Here is a 23,764-nt window from a genome sequence, read left to right on the forward strand (position 1 = left end):
TCACTGCTCTACGCGAGTGGAAAGCTGCCCGACGCGCTGGATGACGAGGCTTTGATCGAAGTTGGCGTGGCCTTTCTTGAAGGACAGATCCAAGGCTTTGCGGTAGTAATCGAGCGCAAGCCGATTCTGGCCGAGATGCTCCAGGCCGATGGCCAGGTTGAACGCGTAATCCGGATTGTCCTGTTGCATCTGATAGGCCTGAAAATAGGTCTGCTGCGCGGAAGGCCACTGCCCCTGTTCGGCGTAGAGATTGCCCAGGGAGAAATAGAGGAACGCGGATGGATCGCGTGCAATCAATTGTTTCAGTCGGAATTCGCTGGCCTGCAGATCCGCGCCGCCGACAATCGAGATCAAGCCCGCCTGCGCATAAGAATTGCGCGGATCCAACTCCAACACCCGCTGATAGTACCGACTGGCATCGTCGATGTGACCTTCATTCAGCGCTATCACTCCTAATCCGAGCAAGGCATCAATATTGCGCGGCTCGGCCTGCAGGACTTGTTCGTACAGCCCTTTGGCGCGCGCATGGTCCCCGCTTTGCAGAGCTTCGTAGGCTTTCATCAGCGTCGGACTGATCGGCGCTACGCTGGCCGCGTCACGACGCACCGAAATATCTCCCGAGGGCTTGGACTGCAAGGTCGGGATTACGACGGTCTCGATCGAATCGCTTGCATCTGCGAGCGGTGCCGACTCGGGCCGGCGACGCAGTTTTGTCGCCGCGCCGGGGAAAGGCTTGGTGGCCGTCGATTCCCTGGCCACCGCCGCTTTGGCAGCCGGTTCGTCAAGGATTGAAGGTGATGCGGGCGGAGTGCGCTGGTCTGGGGCAGCAGCAGCCCGTTCGGTGGCCATGGCAGCGGCACTTGCTCCGGCACTGGTAACGGGCGTGGTCGTGCTCCCCGGCATTCCGCTGATCTTTGCATTTGCCGATAGTGGCGGCGCATTCACGGGAGGCGCTTGGGCGGTGGGTGCTGCCAACGGTGACGGCGCCGGCGTCGAATGGCGAAACGGCTGGCTCACTTGCAGGTAGACATAAGTCCCGTATCCCGCGGCCAATAGAATCGCGATGCTGATAAGGCTCAGCATGTAGTGCTCGCGCGCGTAATCGAGCGCATCGAATGCCGGCACGCTCCCAGCCTGCACCACGGTTGCGGCCTGCGCGGAGGTGGGCGATTCGGGAGAATCCTGGTGGGTACGCGGCGCCGACAGCGTCGGTTCCAGCGCTAATTCGTCCGCCATCGCCAATGCGTCGACCGAAAGATCGACCTCGCCTTCTTCGCGGCTCTTTGCGGCTTTCTGCAGGGCTTGGAGCAACAAGCTCATGGCGTTTTGCCGCTCGGATCGATCGTCGGCAGGAAACGGCGGAAAAACTTGAGCTCGTCACTATCCAACGACGGGTTGCTGATTACGGTCGGCTTGAGGAAGATCACCAGCTCGGTCTTGCTCACTGCTTCGTCGCGGAAACTGAAGACGTCGCTCGCCGGGGAGGGCAGCCGCCCCAGACCGGGCACGGCATCGCGGTCGCGCCGCACGTCATCCTGCATCAGCCCGCCCAGAATGATGGTCTGGCCGCTGCCTGCCTGCAGCACAGATTCCATTTCCCGAACCTGGACCTGCGGGATCAGGTTTGGTATCGCAGGGGAGGTCTGGACTCCCGTAGCGGTGAACTGAGCCCGCAGTGAAGGATTAGGATCCTGAACCGTGCCCGAAATCCGCGAAATCGTCGGTCTGACCGTCAGATTTACCGTTCCTGAATCTGTAACCTGCGGCAGCACGCTCATCACCAGTCCTACCGGAACCGTCTTCGCGGTTGTGGTGAAAGTGGTGGTGGAGGTGGTTTGGTTGGTATTGGTCTGCGCCTCGATATTGAAGTAGACGACGTTGTCCACCACTTTCAACAGCGCGGTTTGGTTGTTGAGCGCCATGAGCTTCGGGCTCGATAACACCCTTGTGTTGCCGAACTGCTCGAGCAAGCGGATGGTCGCACTGACGTCGCCCACGCGGGAGTTCGGATTCGTGTAGCCGATCGTCAGGCCGTTGGGAGCCCCCGTCGGTGGCGCGCCGATCAATTGCTGCGTGAACGAGGCGCCATTGCCGATCGAAGCGGCCAGTCGGCTCCAGTCCACGCCGGCCTGATAGTTGTTGGAGAGCTTCACCTCGACGATGGTGGCTTCGATCAGCACCTGCCGCTGTGACGCCGAGCCGACGCTGTCCAGATATTGCTGTATTAGCACCTGCTGCTTTTCCGTGCCCAATACCGATACTGTACCCGTCACCGCATTTACAACGATTTCATTCTTGGTATCCGTCGGTGCAATTGAGCCGGTGCCGAAAGCGGTGGTGAACAACGAAGCCGCATTTCCGCCCGCGCGCGATACGGCTTCAGCCTGAGCAATCCGTTCTTCCTTGGCCGCGCGTTCGGATTCGGCACGTGCAGCCCGCTGGTCGGCGGATTGCGAAATCGCTTTGCTGGCGGACAAAATCGCTTCGATGTTCTGCCGCAGGACGTCCCAGAAATTGTTGACGGACTTGGTGTCCACCTTGGTGTTCGAGGTACCGCCGGCGACTTGTCCCTGTGCACCTCCCGACTGGCCGCCACCGCCAACCGTCGAGCCGCTGATCTCGCCGCTTACGCCGATGCTCGACGCCGTATCGCGGCTCATGTTCACGTAATTGACCTTGTAGGTCCGGAAATACGGGGAATCCGGGAGCACCAGGATGGTCTTGCCTTCGGTGCGATAACGGATGTTTACCTGTTGCGCGACGCGTTCGAGGATGGCCGGCAGGGTTTCGTCAATTGCGTTCAACGACACCAGACCCTGTATGGACGGGTGTACATCGATGTTCTGCCGGGTATCCCGTGACAGAGCGAAAAGCAACTCCTTTACCGGCACTTCGTTGACCACAACGCTGTACGTCGGGGCTTTGACTTGCGGCTTGGGGAGAGGGACGAAATTGCTGGTGGTAACCGGTGGCAGGATCTTTTCATCCGCCGCCTTCGCCGGAAACTGGTCGGCGTTGATATGGCCTTTCGAAGGGGGAACGGTCGGCTGGTAGGTTGCACAGCCGCCGACGGACAGGGCAAGTAAGGAAATGACTGCCGCCACGACGTCGGCTGGCAGCATGTGGCGCCTGGCAAACGCCACAGAAAACAACTCCACGCCCGCGCGTGAAGCGGATTTTCCCCCTTGAATGAGCATTCTCGGACCCGTCAAAGTTTTTCGTACTTTACTAGGCACAAAACTCCCGCCTCATTCCCCAAGCACCGATACGCCGGCTTCTATGACCTTTGGCGGGCGATTTCAGAGCGGATGCCCTGGATAGTCCGGTAATAAGGCCGGTTGAATTTCAACTCGTCCGGCAGATTCTGCAGCGTCCGCGTGACCTCATACCGGTTTGCGAAAGTCCCATACAAAACGGTCAGGGAAGGGTGCCGATTCGCAGTGGTACGGTACACATAAACCTTTTCTATTTCAAGATATTTAGCGATTGTTTTGAAATACTCTCTTAGGAGTTCAGGGTCGTCTGAACCGAGCAACTGAATGCTGTAGAAGCCCCCGTTCTGCTCACCAAGCCACTGGTCGGTTGCGAGCAAGCGCTGTTCCAGCACGTCGGGAGGCGCGCTTGTCTCTGGAGGTGCTCCAGTTGCTGGGCCAGGAGTTGCAGGAACGGCCGGGGCATTCGCCACGACGATTGCCTCCGGCGCTGCTTGCGAAACTTGAGCAGGGGCAGCCGCTGTTGGCACGACTTGAGCCTTGGGTGCGGTAAATGCCTGATAGGTCGCAAAGGCGGCAATGCCGAGCATGCCTCCCAGCGCCAGCCCTGCTAAAGCGTAGGTAACGGGCGCATGTCCTCGCGGTGGTTCGACGTTGCTGAATTCACTGTCGCGCACCGCGGCTTTGACGTGATTCAAACTGACGTTGTGCGTGCCTTCGGCAAAAGCGGCTAGGAGCGCTTTGTCGGCAACGAGATTGAGACGCCTCGTCAAGCCGTCGCAGGCTCGGGTCATGTAAGTGATCACTCTCCGATTGAATAAATCAGGCCCGTGATATCCGGCCGCTTGCAGGCGAAAAGTCAGGTATGCCCTGACATCTTCGTCATCGAGCGGCATGAGGTTGAAGCTGTGTGTAATACGCTCGCGCAATTGCCGTATGTTTTGCTGCCGCAGGTTTTCATCCAGCTCGGGCTGTCCAAACAACAAGATCTGCAGCAATTTATGCTGCTTGGTTTCCAGGTTGGAGAGCAACCGGATTTCTTCCAGCGTGGAAATCGGCATGCCCTGGGATTCCTCCACGAAGACGACGACCTGGCGTTGCTGGCTATGGCGCTCGACCAAGTAATCGTTCAGCGCGTGCATGACTTCCAGGTGGCTCGCATCCTTCGGTACGCGCAATTGCATTTCGAAGGCGATTGCATGGAGAATTTCCTCCGGAGATACGCTCGGATTGGCCAAATAGACCGTCTCCACATTCTGCGGCAGGCGCGTTTGCAGAACGCGACATAGCATCGTTTTGCCGCTGCCCACCTCGCCTGTCACTTTGATGATGCCTTCGCCGTGCGTGATCGCATAGATCAAGGCTTCCAGGATCGCACCGCGATTGCCGCCCTCGAAGAATACATCGGTATCGGGTGTGATCTTGAAAGGGGCATGGCTAAGACCGAAGAACTCGTAGTACATCAGGTCCCCTCCTCCATGCCAGGAGCGTAGTTCTGCATGCGGCTATACAGGGTCGTGCGATGAATTCCCAGCAATTTCGCCGCCTGGCTCAGATTGCCCCGTGTGATATCCAGGGCTGCTTCAACATAGCTTCTTTCCAGATCGCGAAGCGCCTCGTCCAGGAGAAAACCCTTCTTGGTCTGCAAATGTTTGCGGGCCACCTCCACGGAGGTCTTGAAGTCCTTGACTTGGCCGACCTCGGATTGTGTCGACATCGGGTCTTCCCAGTCGAGCTCGCCCAGTAGCTGCTCGCTATTGATCGTTTCGCTGGGGTATTTGGTGCCAAGCCTGATGACGATGTTGCGCAACTCGCGCACATTCCCGGGAAAGCCGTATTGCATCCACAGCTCGAGGGATTTGTGATCGAGTTTGAATGGCTGTACATTGCTCTGACGCGCATAGAGTGCAGAGTAGTGCTCGAGCAGCCTTACCTTGTCTTCGCCGAGATCGCGCAACGAGGGCACCGATATCGAGAACACCGAGAGCCGATGATAGAGATCCGCGCGAAAACGCCCTGAACGCACTTCCCTGCGCAGATCACGATTGGTCGCGGCAATGACCCGTGCATTGGAGACCCGGCTTTGCGTTTCGCCGACGCGCTGATATTCGCCATTTTCCAGCACTCGCAGCAATTTCGCCTGCAACTCGAGCGGTAACTCGCCGATTTCGTCGAGAAACAGCGTTCCCTCGTGCGCATCCTCGAAATAACCAGAGCGCGAGGAACTGGCGCCGGTGAACGCACCCTTCACGTAACCAAAAAGCGTTGGCTCGACCAACGACGGCGAAATGGCGGCACAATTGAGTGCGAGATAGGGCTTCCCGGCCCGCGGGCCTTGCCGGTGCAGCGATTGCGCAACGAGCTCCTTGCCGCTGCCGGATTCGCCTTCGATCAGCACGGGGAACGGGGCCGTCGCATACTGTGCTATCTGCTGATGCAGCTTCGTTATCGCAAAGCCTCCGCCGATGAGCCCGGTATCCGCTTTGGCGGATGACTGCTCCACCTCGGCCATGCGTCTTGCCTTGGCGAGCATCGCTTTGAGTACATCCGGCTCGCACGGCTTGGAAATGAACTCAACCGCGCCCAGCGTGCGGGCATAGCGGGCATTGGCTTCGTCGTTCTGTCCGGACAGAACCAGGATTTTGATCGACGGGGAATGGGCCAGCAGATCGGTGATCAATTGGAAGCCTTCGTCCGGACGATGCGGCGTCGGTGGCAGGCCCAAATCCACCAGGGCCAGTTCCGGCGCGGCATCGAGCTGCCGAAGCAGACTCTTCACCTGAGTTCTGGAGGTGGCCGCCCTGACGTTATAGTCCTTGCCGAGCACGAAACTCAACGTGTCGATGATAAGCGGGTCATCGTCGACGATCAGCAGTTCCGGTTTCGATGCGCTCTGTGTATCCATTTGTCCGATGGCCGGCAAGGATGCGGCGGCGTCGCGCTATTGTGCCAGAAGGGCTTGATTGTTCATAGGTTTAGGTGACCTGCGAGGTAGAAGCGCCGCCTATTCTGTTTCCCGGGCAAGGTAACCCAGACGCTTGCATGCGGGTCCAACCGAAAATTGCGCGGTACGGCGATGAATGCCGCTCTCCGTTACAATGCAGCCCTGATTTCGCCACCCGATTTTTTACGTGCCTTCCGATAACCTCGTCGAATTCTCGCGCGTCGAATTTTCATATGATCGGCGCCCCATCCTCCAGGGAGTGGACATGGTTTTCCCACGCGGGAAAGTCATCGCGATCATGGGCGGGAGCGGTACCGGCAAGACCACGTTGCTGCGGTTGATCGGCGGCCAGCTAAAATCGGATCGCGGTGAAGTGCGGGTGGATGCCAGCCCCATTCACGACATGTCGCACACGCAGCTTTATGCCATGCGCCGGAAGATGGGCATGCTGTTTCAGTTCGGCGCCCTGTTTACCGACTTGAGTGCGTTTGACAACGTTGCGTTTCCCCTGCGCGAACACACCGACCTTCCGGAATCGATGATCCGCGATCTTGTCCTGATGAAACTTCATGCAGTCGGATTGCGCGGCGCCCAGGCGCTCAAGCCCGCCGAATTGTCCGGCGGGATGGCGAGGCGCGTGGCGCTTGCACGCGCGATTGCACTCGATCCTATGCTGATCATGTATGACGAGCCGTTTACCGGCCTGGACCCGATTTCGGTCGGCATCATCGGCAATTTGATCCGCCGGTTGAATGATGCGCTCGGCGCGACGTCGATCGTCGTCACCCACGATGTTCAGGAATCCTTGAAGATCGTGGACTATGTTTACTTTTTATCCGGCGGCCATGTCGTCGCGGAGGGAACTCCCCGACAGGTAGCTGAGTCCACGGAACCCTTCGTGCATCAATTCGTTCATGGAGAGTCGGATGGACCGGTGCCCTTCCACTACGGCGCGCCAGCCTATGGCGAGGATCTGGGGTTCGGCCGCTGACATGTTGAGATCCCTTTCCGGCGGATTACGGCTCGTCGGCCGCCGCACGATCAATGCGGTATGGCGCATGGGTTCCGCAACCCGCTTCATGGGGCTGGTGATGCTGCGCTCAGGTCTGTCGTTTCGACGGTTTCATCTGACCATCGATGAACTCCACTTCGCGGGCGTGCTTTCCCTCATCATCATCATCGTATCGGGCCTGTTCGTCGGCTTGGTGCTCGGTCTGCAGGGTTACGAAACACTGAAACGCTACGGCTCCGCAGAGGCAGTCGGCACCCTGGTTGCGCTGGCACTGGTGCGAGAACTGGGGCCAGTCGTTGCGGCGCTGCTGTTTGCCAGTCGCGCGGGGTCGGCGATGACCGCGGAACTCGGCATCATGAAATCAACCGAACAATTGTCGGCCATGGAAATGATGGCAGTCGACCCGTTTGCGCGAGTAATAAGTCCGATGTTCTGGGGCGGTTTTCTGTCGATGCCGCTGCTTGCGGCAATCTTCAGCGTGATGGGGATATTTGGTGGCTATCTGATCACCGTCGTCATCATCGGCGTCGATTCCGGAGCGTTCTGGTCGCAAATGCAATCGAGCGTCGATCTGCGCGATGATATCTTGAATGGGGTGATCAAGAGCATCGTATTCGGCGCCGCAGTTACGGCCATTGCCTTGTTCGAAGGTTATGATGCGCCGCCGACCGCGGAAGGCGTATCGCACGCAGTAACGCGGACGGTTGTTACCTCCGCCCTTGCGGTACTGGCACTGGATTTCGTGTTGACCGCGTTTATGTTTACAGGAGTCTGAATCATGCAGCGGACCACACTGGACCTATGGGTTGGAATTTTTGTGACCGCTGGCGTGGCGGCACTGTTCGTTTTGGCGCTGAAGGTCGGGAACGCGAGCGGCGTGAGTGTGTCCGACGGTTACCGGGTTATCGCGGAATTCGACAACATCGGGGGCTTGAAGGTGCGCGCCCCAGTGAAAAGTGCGGGTGTAGTGGTCGGCCGGGTAGAAGGAATTTCCCTCGATACGCGGACCTTTCGTGCCAATGTTGCACTGCGAATTGACAAGCGTTATCCGTTTCCGAAGGACTCATCGGCGTCCATACTGACCGCGGGCCTGCTCGGCGAGCAATATGTCGGCATGGATGGCGGGGGGGACGAGCAAAATCTCAAGGATGGCGACCGCCTGAAGATTACGCAGTCGGCGATCGTGCTGGAAAAAGTGATCGGCCAGTTTCTTTACGGCAAAGCTGCCGAATCCGGCGCCGGCAAATAATGATAAATGCGGATTCAACCAGGACAATGCCCATGCAAAGAGGAAGTCAGGAAGTGATAGGGCGATGGCTTATCGCATTGTTGATGGCGTGTTCAACTGCCATCTCCACGAGAGCCGAGGAAGTTCCGCCGGATGTGCTGGTGCGCAAGACGACCGAAGAAGTGTTGAATGTCGTGCGCAGCGACAAGGACATTCGGGCGGGCAATGTGGCAAGAATAGTGCAACTGATCGAGGAAAAAGTCGCACCGCATTTTGATTTCGAACGCATGACGCGCCTCGCGGTAGGCCGCCCCTGGCGCGACGCGTCGCCGGCGCAGCGCGAAACACTGGTCAAGGAATTTCGTGCGTTGCTGGTGCGTTCCTATTCGGCCGCGTTTACTGCTTACACCGGGATTGCAGTCGAATTCCGACCGTACAAGATGAATCCCGCGGATACTGAAACAACCGTGCAGACGCTGATCAAGTTGCCCGGAGGCGCCCCACCGATGGGGGTCGACTACGATATGGGCAATACGGCGGGAGGCTGGAAGGTCTACGACATACGCGTGGCCGGCGCCAGCCTGATCATCAACTATCGCAATCTGTTCGCCCAAGAGATCCAGAACGGTGGAATCGACGGACTGATCAAGAGTCTGGTCGACAAAAACAGCGGCAAAACACCGCCGGCGTCCAATAAATGATCGTCAAGCAGGGAAATCGCTATTTGATCCATGGCCCGGTCACGCTCGACAACGTCGGGGCCTTGATCGCAGAAGGCACCGCTTTCGATGGCGACAGGGTGATCGTTGACCTCGCAGGGGTGATCCGCGCCGATTCGTCAGTATTGAGCCTGCTGCTGGAATGGACCCGGCGTTTCAGCGGCAGCGGCAGGCAGATCGCTTTTGCGAACTTGGGCCATGATTTGCAGAGCCTGGCGGATCTTTACGGCGTCGTCGACCTGATTCCGGTTGCGGCCGACTAGCCATTTCCGATAACCCGACGAAGCAGCGCCCTCCCCGTTTGCCGTGCAGCCTGCCATCGAGATAAGTGGGGTCTCCAAGGCCTATGGGAGAGTACGGGCGCTCGCCGACATCAGTCTCGACATCCAGGAGGGCGAATTTTTTGCGCTGCTTGGCCCCAATGGCGCGGGCAAGACCACGCTGATCAGCATTCTCGCCGGCCTGGCCCGCGCGGACGCCGGCAGTCTCAAGGTGATGGGCCACGATGTGGCGGCCGATTACCGCGGTGCGCGGCGATCCCTCGGTGTCGTGCCTCAGGAACTCGTGTTCGACCCTTTTTTCACGGTGCGCGAGACGCTGCAGTTCCAATCGGGCTATTTCGGACTTGGCCGCAATGACGACTGGATCGACGAAGTCATGGCCCGGCTCGATCTGACGAATCGGGCCGATTTCAACATGCGCGCACTGTCGGGGGGCATGAAAAGGCGTGTTCTGGTGGCTCAGGCGCTGGTGCACAAGCCGCCGGTCATCATCCTCGACGAGCCGACCGCAGGGGTGGACGTCGAGTTGCGCCAGGGATTATGGCAATTCATCCGCCAGTTGAATGGCGATGGCCATACCATTGTGCTGACCACACACTACCTCGACGAAGCAGAAGCACTCTGTAGCCGCGTGGGCATGCTCAAGCAGGGCAAACTGGTCGCGCTTGATTCCACGCATAATCTGCTCAAAGGTTATTCCGGCACCCAGTTGCGACTAAGGCTGGCGCACGGACTTCTGCCGGAGTCACTCGTGCCAATGATGGCGACGGCCCCAACGAACGGGGAATACCTGCTTGCGCTGCGGGACTACGCGGAGGTCGAAACCGTGCTCGGTGAACTCCGGAAAAACGGTCTCGTGGTGGCGTTCATGGAACTGGAACAGCCCGATCTTGAGGAGGTCTTCGTCGAGATCATGCGTAGAGATTGAGCCATGCCCAAGTCCGTACCGATAGCCGGCTTCTCCACGCTGTTTCGCAAGGAGATCACGCGATTCTGGAAAGTCAGTTTCCAGACCATCCTGGCCCCGGTGCTCACGGCGTTGCTGTATCTGCTGATTTTTTCCCATGTGCTGGAAGAGCATGTGCAGGTCTATCCGGGCGTGCGTTATACCGCCTTCCTCGTGCCGGGGTTGGCCATGATGTCGCTACTGCAAAATTCCTTTGCCAACAGTTCCTCCAGCCTGATCCAGTCGAAGATCACGGGCAACATTATTTTTATTCTGCTGCCCCCGCTGTCGCACTTCGAATTCTTTTCAGCCTATGTTCTGGCCTCTGCCGTGCGCGGTGTCGTGGTCGGGTTCGGCGTATTCGCCATCACCTCGATTTTTGTCCCCGTTCCGATGCAAAGTCCGCTCTGGGTGTTGTTGTTTGCACTGTTGGGTTCGGGACTGCTTGGCACGCTCGGCATTGTCGCGGGCATCTGGGCCGATAAGTTCGACCAGCTTGCCGCCTTCCAGAACTTCATCATCATTCCGCTGACCTTTCTGTCGGGCGTGTTCTACTCGATACATTCCCTGCCGCCTTTCTGGCAGGAGGTTTCGCACTTCAATCCGTTTTTCTACATGATCGATGGCTTTCGCTACGGCTTCTTCGGCGTATCGGACGTTTCGCCCAAGCTCAGCTTCGCGATTGTGGGCGGTTGCCTTTTGGCTTTATCATTCGCCACCTTGTCGCTGCTCAAACGCGGCTACAAGCTGCGCAATTGACGGAAGTTGTTTTATGATCACCCCCGAACAGGTCAAGTCCTACATCCAGCAAAACCTTGTGTGCGATCACGTAGACGTGACCGGCGACGGCCATCATTTCGAGGCTGTGATCGTCAGTTCCGAGTTCCGGGGCAAGTCACGGGTCCAGCAGCATCAGGTCGTCTATCGGGCGCTGGGGGATCGCATGCGCGAAGAGATTCACGCGTTATCGATGAAAACCTTCACGCCGGAAGACTGGGCCGCTCACTAGCCGTACGCGCCACGTGGACAAACTCGTCATCCATGGCGGCGTGCCGCTGACCGGGGAAGTGCGCATTTCCGGCGCCAAGAATGCCGCTCTGCCCATTCTTTGCGCCTCGCTCCTTACTCCCGGCACGCTCAGGCTGCAGAACGTTCCTCACCTGCGCGATGTGACCACCATGCTGAATCTGCTGGCGCAGATGGGCGTGGAAGTTTCGCTCGACGAAAAGCTTGGCGTCGGGCTGACGGCGGCGAAGCTGCATAACCTGTCGGCGCCCTATGAACTGGTAAAGACCATGCGCGCATCGATTCTGGTGCTCGGGCCCATGATTGCGCGTTTCGGCGAAGCGCGGGTGTCGTTGCCGGGCGGTTGCGCGATCGGCCAGCGGCCGGTTGATCTACATATCAAGGGCCTGCAAGCGATGGGAGCGCAGATCGACATCGAGCAAGGTTATATCCTTGCTCGTGCCGGACGGCTCAAGGGTGCGCACATCGTTCTGGATCTGGTGACGGTGACGGGTACCGAAAATCTGATGATGGCGGCGGTGTTGGCCGACGGCGTGACGGTACTCGAAAATGCGGCACGCGAACCGGAAGTCATTGACCTTGCAGAATGCCTGAACGCAATGGGCGCCCGGGTAAGGGGTGCTGGCAGCGATGTAATAACGATCGAAGGTGTCCGGGAACTGCAAGGTGCAACTCATCGGGTCATGCCGGACCGGATCGAGATCGGAACATTTCTCTGCGCCGCTGCCGCGACGGGCGGGGAAATCAAGCTTAAAGGCACGCGCGCGAATATCCTCGACGCCGTAATTGGCAAGCTGCAAGAAGCCGGGGCGCAAGTCGAACATGGCCACGACTGGATACGATTGTCGACCAACGGGGCTCTCAAGTCCGTTAGCTTGCGCACGGCGCCTTACCCCGCCTTTCCGACCGACATGCAGGCTCAGTTCATGGCGCTTAACAGCGTGGCTCAGGGCACCGCGGTGGTAACCGAGACGATCTTCGAAAATCGATTCATGCATGTGCAGGAATTGCGCCGGCTGGGAGCAGATATCGAAGTGGAGGGAAACACGGCGATTGTGCGGGGAGTTAGCGGTTTGCAAGGCGCCAATGTCATGGCCACCGATTTGCGCGCATCGGCGAGCCTGGTGCTCGCCGGGCTGGTAGCGAAAGGCGAGACGCTGGTGGACCGGGTCTACCATCTCGACCGCGGCTACGAATGCATCGAAGAGAAACTCAATCAGCTCGGTGCACGCATCAAGCGCGCCCACTAGAGGGCAACGACGGATTTTGACGACGCTCATGAGCATCAAAATCGCCCTGTCGAAGGGACGCATTTTCGAAGAGACCGCGCCGCTGCTGAAGGCGGCCGGCATCGTCGCGTCCGAAGATCCGGAGACTTCGCGCAAGCTGATCATCCCGACCAATCGCGGCGACGTGAGCGTCATCATCGTGCGGGCTTCCGATGTACCGACCTATGTGCAGTACGGTGCCGCGGACATTGGCATAGCGGGCAAGGACGTGTTGCTCGAGCACGGCGGAACGGGGCTCTACCAGCCTCTCGATCTCGGCATCGCGAAATGCCGCATGATGGTGGCGGTGCCCGAGCGCTTCGACTACGAAGCTGCCGTGCGTCAGGGCGCCCGGCTGCGTGTCGCAACCAAATATCTCAAGACGGCGCGCGAACACTTCGCGGCAAAGGGTGTGCACGTCGATCTGATCAAACTTTACGGGTCCATGGAACTTGCGCCTCTGGTCGGACTGGCTGATGTCATCGTCGATCTGGTCTCCAGCGGCAATACGCTGCGTGCAAACCAACTGAAGGCGGTCGAGGAGATCATGCCGATCAGCGCACGGTTGATCGTCAACCAGGCCGCTCTCAAGCTCAAACGTCTGCAGATTCAGCCGGTGATCGACGCATTTCGTGCGGCGACGCTGAAGGAACCGGCATGACCCGGATCGCGCGCCTGTCGACCCGTGAATCGGGTTTTGAAGCGAAGCTCACGAAGTTGCTGGCTTTCGAAAGCCACCAGGATGAGCGCATCGAGCGCACCGTCGAGGCGATTTTGCGGGATGTACGGTCGCGCGGTGATGAGGCAGTTCTCGAATACACGAACAGGTTTGACCAGATCGAGGCAGAATCGCTCGCCGCGCTCGAAATTCCGCGGAACGAACTCGACCGGGCGCTCGCCGGCCTGTCCCCAGCCCGACGGGACGCACTCGAACAGGCGGCCGCGCGCATTCGCGGCTATCACGAACGCCAGCCGCTGGTGTCCTGGCAATACACGGAATCCGACGGCACCACGCTGGGACAGAAAGTCACGCCCCTGGATCGTGTCGGCGTGTATGTCCCTGGCGGAAAGGCGGCTTATCCGTCCACCGCGTTGATGAACACATTGCCGGCAAAGGTCGCGGGTGTATCCGAAATCATCATGGTGGTGCCGACCCCTCGCGGTGAACGCAACGATTTGGTATTGGCGGCGGCCAGTATCGCTGGCGTGGATCGGGTATTCACCATCGGTGGCGCGCAGGCGGTGGCGGCACTGGCTTACGGCACCCAAACCATTGCGCAAGTGGACAAGATCGTCGGCCCCGGCAACGCTTATGTTGCTGCTGCGAAACGCCGCGTATTCGGTGTGGTTGGCATCGACATGGTGGCGGGACCCTCCGAGATCCTGGTGATCTGCGACGGCAGAACCGATCCGGATTGGATTGCGATGGATCTTTTTTCGCAAGCCGAGCATGACGAGATGGCGCAGGCGATCCTGCTCTGTCCGGAGGTGGGGTTCATCGAAAAGGTTGCCGCCAGCATCGATCGCCAAATCAAGGATATGCCGCGTGCCAGCGTAATCACGGCTTCGCTGAACGGGCGCGGCGCATTGATCGAAACCCGCGACCTGGAAGAGGCTTGCGCGATCGCTGACCGCATCGCACCGGAGCACCTGGAACTGTCCGTAGAAGAGCCGCAACGCTGGGCTGAGAAAATCCGCCATGCCGGCGCCGTGTTCCTTGGCCGCTATACGTCTGAAGCATTGGGCGACTACTGCGCCGGGCCGAATCACGTGCTGCCGACTTCGCGCACCGCGCGTTTTTCATCGCCGCTGGGCGTTTATGATTTTCAAAAGCGCACCAGCTTGATCGAAGTCTCACCCGAAGGCGCACGCAAGCTCGGCCTTATCGCGGCCGAATTGGCCGGCGGCGAGGGGCTTCCCGCGCACGCAAGATCCGCTCAGTACCGGATCCATCGATGAGCCGCTTCTGGAGTGCCGTCGTTGAGGGACTGACACCCTATGTTCCGGGAGAGCAGCCCAAGTTGCCCAACCTGGTCAAGCTCAACACCAACGAGAATCCCTATGGCCCCAGCCCGCGAGTGCTGGAGGCACTGCGTGCCGAAGTGGGCGATTCCCTGCGGCTGTATCCCGATCCTGTCAGCGAACGGCTGAGGCAGGCGATCGCCATGCGCCATGAGGTGCCAGCGGCATACGTATTCGTGGGCAATGGTTCGGACGAGGTCTTGGCGCACACCTTTCAAGCGTTGCTCAAGCACGAGGCACCAGCCCTGTTTCCGGACATCACCTACAGCTTCTATCCGGTGTATTGCCGTCTGTACGGCATCGAGTACCGGGAGATTCCGCTGACCGATTCCTTGGAGATCGATGTCGACGACTACCTGCAAGCGAATGGCGGGATTGTCTTTCCGAATCCCAACGCCCCGACCGCGCGCCTGCTTGCCGAGGCGGAAATCGAAAGGCTGTTGCAAGCGAACGCCGGCTCCGTGGTGGTGATCGATGAGGCGTATGTGAATTTCGGCGGCGTATCTGTCGTGCCGCTGGTGTTGCGTTATCCCAATCTGCTGGTGACGCATACCCTGTCCAAGTCGCGTTCGCTCGCTGGACTGCGAGTGGGTTATGCGATAGGTCACCCGGACCTGATCGAAGCGCTGAACCGGGTCAAGGACAGCTTCAACTCCTATCCGCTGGATCGTTTCGCCCAGGCAGGTGCCGTCGCCGCGATCGAGGATGAGCCTTACTACGAGGAAACCTGGCGCAGAGTCGTCGAAAGTCGTGAACGTCTGGTTGCCGGGCTCGTGAAATTGGATTTCGACGTTGTCCCCTCGACTGCAAACTTTGTGTTTGTTCGCCATGCCGGGCGCACGGGTGCCGAGTTGGCCGCCCGCTTGCGCGGGCACGGCATCTTCGTGAGAAATTTTCACAACCCGGCCAGGATTGCGCCGTATCTGCGCATTACCGTCGGCACGGATGCGCAGTGCGAAGCGCTGGTAGGAGCCCTAGGTGAAATTCTCAACGAGTCGACCGCTGCCTCGCCGTCGTCGGCATTGTCGTAATTGAGTTAGGATAAGGCCAATTTCAGACCGTTATCCCATGCGCCAAGCCCAAGTCACCCGCAATACTCTCGAAACCCAGATCGAGGTTCGGCTCAATCTCGACGGTAGTGGCAAATCCAGGCTTGCAACCGGTGTCGGATTCTTCGACCACATGCTCGACCAGGTTGCGCGCCACGGTATGGTCGACCTCGAGATCGAGGCCAAAGGCGATCTTCACATCGATGCGCACCATACCGTCGAGGATGTCGGGATAACGTTCGGCCAGGCTTTTATCAAGGCTATTGGCGACAAAACGGGCGTTCGCCGCTACGGTCACGCCTACATTCCGCTGGACGAGGCGTTGTCGCGGGTGGTGATCGACCTTTCAGGGCGGCCGGGGCTCGAATATTCGGTCGACTACGCCCGCGGGCTGATCGGCGAATTCGACGTCGATCTCGTGCACGAGTTTTTCCAGGGATTTGCAAATCACGCACTGGTAACGCTGCACATCGACAACCTGAAAGGTCGCAACGCTCACCATCAGGCCGAGACCATCTTCAAGGCGTTTGGCCGGGCGCTACGCATGGCCGTCGAACTCGATGCGCGAGCCGGCGGCACGTTGCCTTCCACCAAGGGAAGCCTCTGAACTGGTTGGGTATGCAGGCAGTCGTTTCGAAGCCGCAAACACTGGCTCATGATTGATATCGCAGTGGTCGATTACGGGATGGGCAACTTGCGCTCGGTAGCGAAGGCGCTGGAGCATGTTGCGCCGGCGAAAGTCATAGCCGTCACCAGTGACCCGGCTGCCATCCTTGCGGCCGAGCGGGTAGTCTTTCCCGGGCAGGGTGCCATGCCGGATTGCATGTGCGAAATGGACGCACGCGGACTGCGCGCGCCGTTGCTCGAGGCTGCGCGCAGCAAGCCTTTTCTGGGACTTTGCATCGGCCTGCAAATGTTGTTCGAACGCAGTGAGGAAGGGGATACTCCGGGACTGGGCGTGCTTCCCGGCAAGGTCGTGCGCTTTTCCAGCCCTCTCAGTCAAGGCGATCAGGGAGAAAAGCTCAAAGTCCCGCATATGGGTTGGAACCAGGTTTACCAAGCCATGTCCCATCCGATGTGGGAAGGGATCGCCGACGGCAGTCGCTTCTATTTTGTGCACAGCTATTATGTGGATACGCCCGACCAGGACCTGGTCGCCGGAACCAGCCGGTATCCGTCGAGCTTTACCTGCGCCGTAGCAAGGAATAATATTTTTGCCGTGCAGTTTCATCCGGAAAAAAGCCAGTCTGCTGGCTTACGTCTGTTATCCAATTTCGTTTCCTGGAGCGGGGCGAAGCGCGTATCCATACAAACGCGCGCCGTCCCTGCGGCTAACGTCTGACACGATTTCACAATTCGGGTACGCAATCCGGCTGACTGCGTCATAAACGTTCGGTTGGTACGGCGAATCCATTCCAAACCATGTTGATCATCCCGGCAATTGACCTCAAAGACGGACATTGCGTCCGTTTGAAGCAAGGTTTGATGGCGGACGCCACCGTTTTTTCAGAAGACCCTGGCGCGATGGCGAAGCACTGGGTTGGCAAAGGTGCGCGCCGCCTGCATCTGGTGGACCTCAACGGTGCGTTCGTCGGAAAGCCGAAGAACGAGGAGGCTGTAAAAGCAGTCGTCAAGGCGATCGGCGGGGACATCCCGGTGCAGCTCGGCGGCGGTATCCGCGATCTCGATACTGTCGAGCGCTATCTCGATGACGGCATTACTTACATCATTCTTGGCACTGCCGCCGTGAAAACGCCTGGTTTCCTGCACGACGCCTGCTATGCCTTCCCCGGTCATATCATGGTCGGACTGGATGCGAAGGATGGCAAGGTCGCAGTGGATGGTTGGTCGAAAGTAACGGGGCACGACGTGCTGGATCTGGCGAAAAAATTCCAGGATCTGGGCGTCGAAGCGATCATCTACACCGATATCAGTCGCGACGGCATGATGAGCGGAGTCAATATCAAAGCGACGGTAAACCTGGCCCGCGAACTGTCGGTTCCGGTAATCGCCAGCGGCGGCATTGCCGACCTGAAGGACGTGAAGGCGTTATGCGAGGCGGAAGGCGAGGGCATCTTAGGCGCCATCACCGGCCGGGCGATTTACGAAGGAACGCTGGATTTCGCGGAAGCGCAGAAGCTTGCGGACAAGATAGCGGGCGAGAATGTCCAAAAGAAGAAAGGATAGGCTTGGCGCATTGATTGCGCCGCCTTGACCAGACCGATCCCGACCAGAGCTTGTCAGGCATTTCGACCTGATCGTCGGATTACATTTTTCTTCGAACCTACTCTCGCTTCTCGTAAAGCTTTCCGCCATGGGCCTTTCCAAGCGCATCATTCCCTGTCTCGATGTTACTGATGGACGGGTCGTCAAAGGAGTCAATTTCGTCGCGTTGCGCGATGCCGGCGATCCTGTCGAGATTGCCCGCCGATACGATGAACAGGGTGCCGACGAACTCACGTTCCTGGATATCACCGCGAGCGCCGACAATCGCGGACTGATACTCGGAATCATCGAACAGGTCGCTTCGCAGGTTTTCATTCCGCTTACCGTCGGAGGTGGCGTACGTGAAGTCAACGACGTGCGCCGCTTGCTTAACGCTGGTGCCGATAAGGTCAGCATCAATACTTCAGCGGTAGAGAATCCCAAGCTGGTCGAAGAGGCGGCCGGGCGATTCGGATCGCAATGCATCGTAGTCGCGGTGGACGCCAGGCGGGTACCCGGTTCGACGCCGGTGCGTTGGGAGGTGTTTACCTACGGCGGTCGTCGTTCTACCGGATTGGATGCGCTGGAGTGGGGAAAACGCATGCAAGCGGCAGGCGCCGGCGAAATCCTGCTTACCAGCATGGATCGTGATGGCACCAGGGCCGGTTTCGATCTGGAGATTACGCGTGCTTTCTCCGAAGCGCTGGAAATTCCCGTTATCGCGAGTGGCGGCGTCGGCGGCCTTCAGGATCTGGTCGATGGCGTTCTTGTGGGCAAGGCCGATGCGGTGCTTGCAGCCAGTGTTTTTCACTACGGCGAGCTCACCGTGCAACAGGCGAAGTGCTTCATGGCGCAGAACAACATCGAGGTCAGGCTGTGAGCGAGTCGTGGCTTGACGAGGTGGTTTTCGATTCCGATGGCCTGATCCCGGTCATCGCGCAGGAGGTCGGGACAGGCCGGCTGCTGATGACGGCGTGGATGAACCGCGAAGCGCTCGCGGAGACGGTGCGTTCCGGCCGGGCGGTATACTGGTCGCGCTCGCGCAAGCGTTTGTGGCGCAAGGGCGAGGAATCGGGCCACGTGCAGCTTGTCAGGCAAGTCCGGCTCGACTGCGATGGCGACGTGATCATGCTCGAAGTGGAGCAAGTGGGGGGAATCGCCTGCCATACTGGCCACGGCCGCTGCTTTTTCCGAAAACTCGAAAATGGGATGTGGGTGGAAGCCGAACCGGTTCTCAAAGACCCCGGGGAAATCTACGATTCGAAGCCATGATAGACGCCGACATTCTTCGTCGCCTCGCGCAGACCATCGAGTCCCGAAAAGGGGCCGATCCGGCCGATTCCTATGTGGCCGGCCTGTTTGCAAAGGGTCACGATGCCGTCCTGAAGAAGATCGGGGAAGAAGCGGCCGAGACCCTGCTTGCGGCGAAGGACGGTGATAAACTTCATATCGTTCGCGAGACCGCCGATCTCTGGTTTCACTGCCTGGTCATGCTCGCGTGGCACGGTCTCGGTCCCGACGATGTGATTGCGGAACTGAAACGTCGCGAGGGCATATCGGGCGTCGACGAAAAGAACTCACGGACTGGATGAATCGATGATCGACAAGCCGTGCGAAAACGGTAGCGCTGCCTGAGCGAAGACGGATGAAAGCGTCAGTCGAGAACTGTGTCTTCTGCAAGATTGTCAGAGGCGAGATTCCCAGCCGCAAGGTTTATGAAGACGAAGATTTACTTGCCTTTCACGACATCAATCCGGTGGCGCAAGTGCATTTCATGCTGATTCCCAAGGAGCATGTGGAATCTCTCGAGCATGTGCAGGAATGTCACCAGATGGTGCTGGGAAAAATGATGGTGCTGGCGGGCCGATTGGCACGCGAGCAAGGTTCGACGGACGGATTTCGGACTATCGTCAATACCGGGCGGATCGGCAGGCAGGATGTATTTCATGTGCACATGCATGTGCTCGGTGGCAAAGATCCGCTGCCGGGAATGATCCAGCGCTCAACGTAGATATTTTGATTCAGGAGTACACAAGATGGGTTCATTCAGCATCTGGCATTGGCTAATCGTTCTGGTGGTGGTGTTATTGATATTCGGCACCAAGAAACTGCGCAATATCGGCTCGGATCTGGGCGGTGCGGTAAAGGGCTTCAAGGAAGGCATGAAGAGTGCGGATGATGACAAACCGGCCGCCAGGCTGGATAGCGCGAATGCCGGCCAGACATTCGAAGGCGAAGTGAAGGACAAGACCAAAATCTGACCGAGCGTCTTCTTTCCGGCCGCCGTCATGTTCGATATCGGGGCATCCGAGATTTTCGTTATTGGGGTCGTCGCGCTCATCGTGATCGGCCCCGAGCGTCTGCCGCGCGTGGCGAAGACGCTCGGCCACTTGTTCGGGCGGTTGCAGCGCTATGTTTCCGAGGTCAAGTCGGATATCAACCGTGAAATCGAACTTGACGAATTGCGCAAGCTGAAGGCCACGATGCAGGATGCTGCTCGCTCCATAGAGCAGTCCGTCACTTCGCAAGTCAATTACATCGACAGCGAGGTTAAGCAGGCCGGTGCCGAAGTGCAAAAACAGGTCGAAACGACAATCGCTCCCGTAACCGGGATCCAGTTGATGCCCCCTGGGACGCCAGCTCCGGAAAATCCGACGGCGAGCGTTGGCGAGGCAACACCAGCTGACGGTCCGCCGGATACGTCGGCCTTGCAGCGTGACAAGCCGCCCACGAACGACAAGCCGGTCTGATTTTTAGCCGGATCCTTACCGCCTCTTTTCCGCGACACATCCAACAATCGATGGCCGAGCCGGATTCTTTCATGTCGCATCTGATCGAGTTGCGCGATCGGTTGCTGCGTTGCGTACTCGCCTTGCTGCTCGTATTCATCTGCCTCTTTCCGTGGGCGCGTGACCTGTATGCGTTGCTTGCGCAGCCGATGATCGCTTCGATGCCGGCGGGCGGAAGGTTGATTGCAACTGAAGTGACCGCGCCGTTCTTCGTTCCGGTGAAAGTAACGATGATGGCCGCCTTCGTAATAGCGTTGCCTTACCTGCTCTATCAGATCTGGGCATTTGTGGCCCCGGGACTGTATGCGCACGAGCGAAAGCTCGTGGCTCCGCTCATCATTACCAGCACGCTGTTGTTCATCTGCGGCATGGCGTTCGCGTATTACCTGGTATTCCCGGTGGTGTTCCACTTCATGGTGTCGGTCGCCCCGGAGGGTGTGGCGGTGATGACGGATATCGGCAAATACCTGGATTTCGTGCTGACCTTATTCCTGGCGTTCGGCGTGACTTTCGAGGTGCCGGTAGCGGTGGTGATTCTGGTGAGGATGGGCTTGGTAAACGTCAAGACGCTGAAGGAAATACGCCCGTACATGATCGTCGGCGCTTTCGTGGTCGGGGCGATTTTCACTCCACCGGATGTGGTCTCCCAGGTCATGCTCGCAGTTCCCCTCTGGATCCTCTATGAATTGGGGATCTTCGTGTCGCAATGGATTACCAAGCCTGGTCCTAAGGAATCCCAGTCCGGCTCTGCCGGCTGAGTTAACGATTCGAGCTGTTGCTATTCGAGTTCGTTGCGACGGTTGGGTCGCGGGCGCTTGCCGACGCTCACCTTTACCAGCATTTCATTCCGGTTGCGAAGGATTTTCAGCGTGGCCTGTTTCCCAGGTTCGAGCGCAGCAACCAGATTGAGCATGCTGGTCGAATCGAGAACTTGGCTCGATTCCACCGATACGAGAATGTCCCCGGGCTTGATTCCTGCACGATCCGCCGGCCCTCCCCGCAAGACTCCCGCGATCAAGGTACCGCGTAGGTTTGACAGCTTGAACGATTCCGCCAGTTCCGAAGAGAGGTCCTGCACTTCCACTCCGATCCATCCGCGAGTTACCGATCCGGTGCGGACGATTTGTTCCATTACCTGCTTGGCCAGATTGGCGGGAATGGCGAAGCCGATGCCAAGGGAGCCACCGCTGCGTGAATAGATCGCGCTATTGATGCCGACGAGGTTGCCGGTGGCATCAACGAGAGCGCCGCCGGAATTGCCAGGATTGATTGCCGCGTCCGTTTGTATGAAATTTTCGAAAGTGCTGATACCGAGATGGCTGCGCCCGAGCGCGCTGACGATGCCCATCGTAACGGTCTGCCCGACGCCGAACGGATTGCCAATGGCGAGGACCACGTCGCCGACAGAAAGCTTGTCCGGGTTGCCGAAAGTCGCTGCGGGAAGTCCGGAGATGCCTACTTTCAATACCGCCAGATCGGTTTCCGGATCGGTTCCGACGACCTTTGCCGGCGTCTTGCGACCGTCGGCAAGCGCAAGTTCAATTTCGTCCGCCGCCTCGACGACGTGGTGGTTCGTCAATATGTAACCTTCCGGTCCGACGATTACGCCTGATCCGAGACTGGAACTGTGCTGCGTATCGCCGTCAAGTTGATCACCGAAAAAACGCCTGAACAACGGATCATCCATGAAAGGATGCCGCGGAACCTTGACGTCTTTGCTGGTGAAGATATTGACCACTGAGGGCATCGCCTTCTTGGCGGCAGGACTCAGCGATACGAACAAGGGACGGTCGCGCGGTGCGTCCGCTGCTTCGCGAACAGTGACGATTCCGCCGTTGTGTCCGGTCCAGGAAACGAGATCAGGCCTCAGCGTCACGACGACAAACAGCGCCGCGAGGCTGATCGTTACCGCCTGAGCAAATATGAGCCAGAGCTTGCGCATGGGACGAAGTGGACGGGAGGGTGGCTGCGTAAGGAAGCGCATTATTCACTAAATGCTCTTGCCATTAAAGCGTCTAGGTTCCTTACGAGAATGAGGGGCGCCCAGTGATGCCGTTATCCACCCGTCGCACGCAGATGGATAACTGGCTCATAAATGCTTAGAAATCCGCTACTTGAGTTGGAAAACCTGGTTTGACAAGCGATGGGGCGTTCAACTACACTACGCGGCTTTCGTTAATGACCCCCGCGGAACATCCGCCATGAAGACGTTTTCAGTCAAATCACATGAGGTAAAGCGCGACTGGTTCGTGGTCGACGCCACCGACAAGATATTGGGGCGCCTCGCCTCCGAGATTGCCAAGCGCTTGCGGGGAAAGCACAAGGTGACTTTCACTCCGCATGTCGACACGGGTGACTACATCGTCGTCGTCAATGCCGAAAAGCTGCGTGTTACCGGCGACAAGGCGGAGCAGAAGGTGTACTACCGCCACTCCACCTACCCGGGTGGTATTTACAGTGCGACATTTGCCAAGTTGCATGGCCGTTTCCCTGGGCGCGTGCTGGAAAAGGCGGTGAAAGGCATGTTGCCCAAGGGGCCACTCGGTTACGCGATGTTGAAAAAGCTGAAGGTGTATGCGGGGTCCGATCATCCGCATTCGGCACAACAACCGCAAACTCTCAACGTTTAGGGAATTACATGGCAATCCAGTACAACTATGGAACCGGCCGCCGCAAGAGCGCGGTTGCGCGTGTCTTCATCAAGCCAGGTAAAGGCAAGATTATCGTCAATGACAAGCCGGTCGATGAGTTTTTTTCCCGCGAGACCGGTCGCATGGTCGTACGCCAGCCACTGGTATTGACCAATCATTTGGATACGTTCGACATCCTGATCAATGTCGATGGCGGCGGGGAGTCGGGCCAAGCTGGTGCCGTCCGACATGGCATCTCTCGAGCGTTGGTCGATTACGACGCGTCGCTCAAGCCGGTTCTCAGCAAGGCGGGGCTGATTACCCGGGATGCGAGAGAAGTCGAGCGAAAGAAAGTGGGTCTTCACAAGGCGCGACGCCGCAAGCAGTTCTCCAAGCGATAGTGCCATGAGACAAAAAAAGCCGCCTGCGGGCG

The 23,764-nt window shown here is 58.5% G+C and carries 29 protein-coding genes; 24 read left to right on the forward strand and 5 right to left on the reverse strand.

What is annotated here, in order from left to right:
• From HY067_06465 to HY067_06480, 4 genes are all read right to left on the reverse strand, one after another.
• Positions 1 to 1,320 carry a tetratricopeptide repeat protein gene (locus tag HY067_06465; GenBank protein MBI3527597.1) on the reverse strand — a complete coding sequence of 440 codons (1,320 nt, stop codon included), beginning with the start codon at positions 1,318 to 1,320 and terminating at the stop codon, positions 1 to 3.
• Positions 1,317 to 3,122 (reverse strand): secretin N-terminal domain-containing protein, encoded by a 1,806-nt coding sequence (locus tag HY067_06470; GenBank protein MBI3527598.1) that lies wholly within the window; start codon positions 3,120 to 3,122, stop codon positions 1,317 to 1,319. Before HY067_06470 ends, HY067_06465 begins: the two co-directional genes overlap by 4 nt.
• Before the next feature lie 155 nt (positions 3,123 to 3,277).
• Complete coding sequence (locus HY067_06475) at positions 3,278 to 4,675, reverse strand: AAA family ATPase (protein MBI3527599.1); 1,398 nt, start codon at positions 4,673 to 4,675, stop codon at positions 3,278 to 3,280.
• Positions 4,675 to 6,117 (reverse strand): sigma-54-dependent Fis family transcriptional regulator, encoded by a 1,443-nt coding sequence (locus tag HY067_06480; GenBank protein ID MBI3527600.1) that lies wholly within the window; start codon positions 6,115 to 6,117, stop codon positions 4,675 to 4,677. The genes HY067_06475 and HY067_06480 overlap by 1 nt, the downstream gene beginning before the upstream one ends.
• Before the next feature lie 226 nt (positions 6,118 to 6,343).
• Between HY067_06480 and HY067_06485 the strand changes: the two genes are divergently transcribed.
• From HY067_06485 to tatC, 22 genes are all read left to right on the forward strand, one after another.
• Positions 6,344 to 7,147 carry an ABC transporter ATP-binding protein gene (locus tag HY067_06485; protein ID MBI3527601.1) on the forward strand — a complete coding sequence of 268 codons (804 nt, stop codon included), beginning with the start codon at positions 6,344 to 6,346 and terminating at the stop codon, positions 7,145 to 7,147.
• Between the two features lies 1 nt (position 7,148).
• Positions 7,149 to 7,943: a lipid asymmetry maintenance ABC transporter permease subunit MlaE gene (gene mlaE / locus HY067_06490; GenBank protein ID MBI3527602.1), complete on the forward strand. Its 795-nt coding sequence runs from the start codon at positions 7,149 to 7,151 to the stop codon at positions 7,941 to 7,943.
• A gap of 3 nt (positions 7,944 to 7,946) precedes the next feature.
• The gene (mlaD, locus tag HY067_06495; GenBank protein MBI3527603.1) at positions 7,947 to 8,417 is read left to right on the forward strand and encodes an outer membrane lipid asymmetry maintenance protein MlaD; all 471 of its coding nucleotides are present in this window, start codon (positions 7,947 to 7,949) and stop codon (positions 8,415 to 8,417) included.
• A gap of 32 nt (positions 8,418 to 8,449) precedes the next feature.
• On the forward strand, positions 8,450 to 9,097 hold the full coding sequence (locus HY067_06500; GenBank protein MBI3527604.1) for an ABC transporter substrate-binding protein: 648 nt from the start codon (positions 8,450 to 8,452) through the stop codon (positions 9,095 to 9,097).
• Positions 9,094 to 9,378 (forward strand): STAS domain-containing protein, encoded by a 285-nt coding sequence (locus HY067_06505; protein ID MBI3527605.1) that lies wholly within the window; start codon positions 9,094 to 9,096, stop codon positions 9,376 to 9,378. The genes HY067_06500 and HY067_06505 overlap by 4 nt, the downstream gene beginning before the upstream one ends.
• 43 nt (positions 9,379 to 9,421) lie before the next feature.
• Positions 9,422 to 10,324 carry an ABC transporter ATP-binding protein gene (locus tag HY067_06510; protein MBI3527606.1) on the forward strand — a complete coding sequence of 301 codons (903 nt, stop codon included), beginning with the start codon at positions 9,422 to 9,424 and terminating at the stop codon, positions 10,322 to 10,324.
• Between the two features lie 3 nt (positions 10,325 to 10,327).
• The gene (locus HY067_06515; GenBank protein ID MBI3527607.1) at positions 10,328 to 11,101 is read left to right on the forward strand and encodes an ABC transporter permease; all 774 of its coding nucleotides are present in this window, start codon (positions 10,328 to 10,330) and stop codon (positions 11,099 to 11,101) included.
• Positions 11,102 to 11,114: 13 nt separating this feature from the next.
• Positions 11,115 to 11,351, forward strand: coding sequence for a BolA family transcriptional regulator (locus tag HY067_06520; protein MBI3527608.1), 237 nt, complete (start codon positions 11,115 to 11,117; stop codon positions 11,349 to 11,351).
• Positions 11,352 to 11,364: 13 nt separating this feature from the next.
• Positions 11,365 to 12,618, forward strand: coding sequence for a UDP-N-acetylglucosamine 1-carboxyvinyltransferase (murA, locus tag HY067_06525; GenBank protein ID MBI3527609.1), 1,254 nt, complete (start codon positions 11,365 to 11,367; stop codon positions 12,616 to 12,618).
• A 28-nt stretch (positions 12,619 to 12,646) separates the two neighbouring features.
• Positions 12,647 to 13,297: an ATP phosphoribosyltransferase gene (locus tag HY067_06530; protein ID MBI3527610.1), complete on the forward strand. Its 651-nt coding sequence runs from the start codon at positions 12,647 to 12,649 to the stop codon at positions 13,295 to 13,297.
• On the forward strand, positions 13,294 to 14,595 hold the full coding sequence (gene hisD, locus HY067_06535; GenBank protein ID MBI3527611.1) for a histidinol dehydrogenase: 1,302 nt from the start codon (positions 13,294 to 13,296) through the stop codon (positions 14,593 to 14,595). Before HY067_06530 ends, hisD begins: the two co-directional genes overlap by 4 nt.
• Positions 14,592 to 15,689 (forward strand): histidinol-phosphate transaminase, encoded by a 1,098-nt coding sequence (locus HY067_06540; protein ID MBI3527612.1) that lies wholly within the window; start codon positions 14,592 to 14,594, stop codon positions 15,687 to 15,689. The genes hisD and HY067_06540 overlap by 4 nt, the downstream gene beginning before the upstream one ends.
• Positions 15,690 to 15,726: 37 nt before the next feature.
• Positions 15,727 to 16,314, forward strand: coding sequence for an imidazoleglycerol-phosphate dehydratase HisB (hisB, locus tag HY067_06545; protein MBI3527613.1), 588 nt, complete (start codon positions 15,727 to 15,729; stop codon positions 16,312 to 16,314).
• Between the two features lie 48 nt (positions 16,315 to 16,362).
• Positions 16,363 to 17,049, forward strand: coding sequence for an imidazole glycerol phosphate synthase subunit HisH (gene hisH / locus HY067_06550; protein MBI3527614.1), 687 nt, complete (start codon positions 16,363 to 16,365; stop codon positions 17,047 to 17,049).
• Positions 17,050 to 17,129: 80 nt separating this feature from the next.
• The gene (hisA, locus tag HY067_06555) at positions 17,130 to 17,894 is read left to right on the forward strand and encodes a 1-(5-phosphoribosyl)-5-[(5-phosphoribosylamino)methylideneamino]imidazole-4-carboxamide isomerase (GenBank protein MBI3527615.1); all 765 of its coding nucleotides are present in this window, start codon (positions 17,130 to 17,132) and stop codon (positions 17,892 to 17,894) included.
• A 127-nt stretch (positions 17,895 to 18,021) separates the two neighbouring features.
• Complete coding sequence (hisF, locus tag HY067_06560; protein MBI3527616.1) at positions 18,022 to 18,792, forward strand: imidazole glycerol phosphate synthase subunit HisF; 771 nt, start codon at positions 18,022 to 18,024, stop codon at positions 18,790 to 18,792.
• A complete protein-coding gene (gene hisI / locus HY067_06565; GenBank protein ID MBI3527617.1) occupies positions 18,789 to 19,184 on the forward strand; it encodes a phosphoribosyl-AMP cyclohydrolase in 396 nt (131 codons plus the stop codon). The genes hisF and hisI overlap by 4 nt, the downstream gene beginning before the upstream one ends.
• Positions 19,181 to 19,504, forward strand: coding sequence for a phosphoribosyl-ATP diphosphatase (locus tag HY067_06570; protein MBI3527618.1), 324 nt, complete (start codon positions 19,181 to 19,183; stop codon positions 19,502 to 19,504). Before hisI ends, HY067_06570 begins: the two co-directional genes overlap by 4 nt.
• Positions 19,505 to 19,557: 53 nt before the next feature.
• The gene (locus HY067_06575) at positions 19,558 to 19,923 is read left to right on the forward strand and encodes a histidine triad nucleotide-binding protein (protein ID MBI3527619.1); all 366 of its coding nucleotides are present in this window, start codon (positions 19,558 to 19,560) and stop codon (positions 19,921 to 19,923) included.
• A 25-nt stretch (positions 19,924 to 19,948) separates the two neighbouring features.
• Positions 19,949 to 20,173 (forward strand): Sec-independent protein translocase subunit TatA, encoded by a 225-nt coding sequence (tatA, locus tag HY067_06580; GenBank protein ID MBI3527620.1) that lies wholly within the window; start codon positions 19,949 to 19,951, stop codon positions 20,171 to 20,173.
• A 27-nt stretch (positions 20,174 to 20,200) separates the two neighbouring features.
• Entirely contained in the window at positions 20,201 to 20,662 is a 462-nt protein-coding gene (gene tatB / locus HY067_06585; protein ID MBI3527621.1) for a twin-arginine translocase subunit TatB, read from the forward strand.
• 50 nt (positions 20,663 to 20,712) lie between these two features.
• Positions 20,713 to 21,459 (forward strand): twin-arginine translocase subunit TatC, encoded by a 747-nt coding sequence (gene tatC, locus HY067_06590; protein ID MBI3527622.1) that lies wholly within the window; start codon positions 20,713 to 20,715, stop codon positions 21,457 to 21,459.
• A 20-nt stretch (positions 21,460 to 21,479) separates the two neighbouring features.
• Here tatC and HY067_06595 read toward each other — a convergent pair whose 3' ends face one another.
• Complete coding sequence (locus HY067_06595) at positions 21,480 to 22,643, reverse strand: Do family serine endopeptidase (protein MBI3527623.1); 1,164 nt, start codon at positions 22,641 to 22,643, stop codon at positions 21,480 to 21,482.
• 259 nt (positions 22,644 to 22,902) lie between these two features.
• Here HY067_06595 and rplM point away from each other — a divergent pair, with 259 nt between their 5' ends.
• Positions 22,903 to 23,331, forward strand: coding sequence for a 50S ribosomal protein L13 (gene rplM / locus HY067_06600; GenBank protein MBI3527624.1), 429 nt, complete (start codon positions 22,903 to 22,905; stop codon positions 23,329 to 23,331).
• Between the two features lie 8 nt (positions 23,332 to 23,339).
• Positions 23,340 to 23,732, forward strand: coding sequence for a 30S ribosomal protein S9 (gene rpsI / locus HY067_06605; GenBank protein MBI3527625.1), 393 nt, complete (start codon positions 23,340 to 23,342; stop codon positions 23,730 to 23,732).
• Positions 23,733 to 23,764 lie beyond the last annotated feature (32 nt).

It is taken from the genome of Betaproteobacteria bacterium, from assembly GCA_016194905.1.
In the GTDB taxonomy this organism is placed as follows: Bacteria; Pseudomonadota; Gammaproteobacteria; order Burkholderiales; family JACQAP01; genus JACQAP01.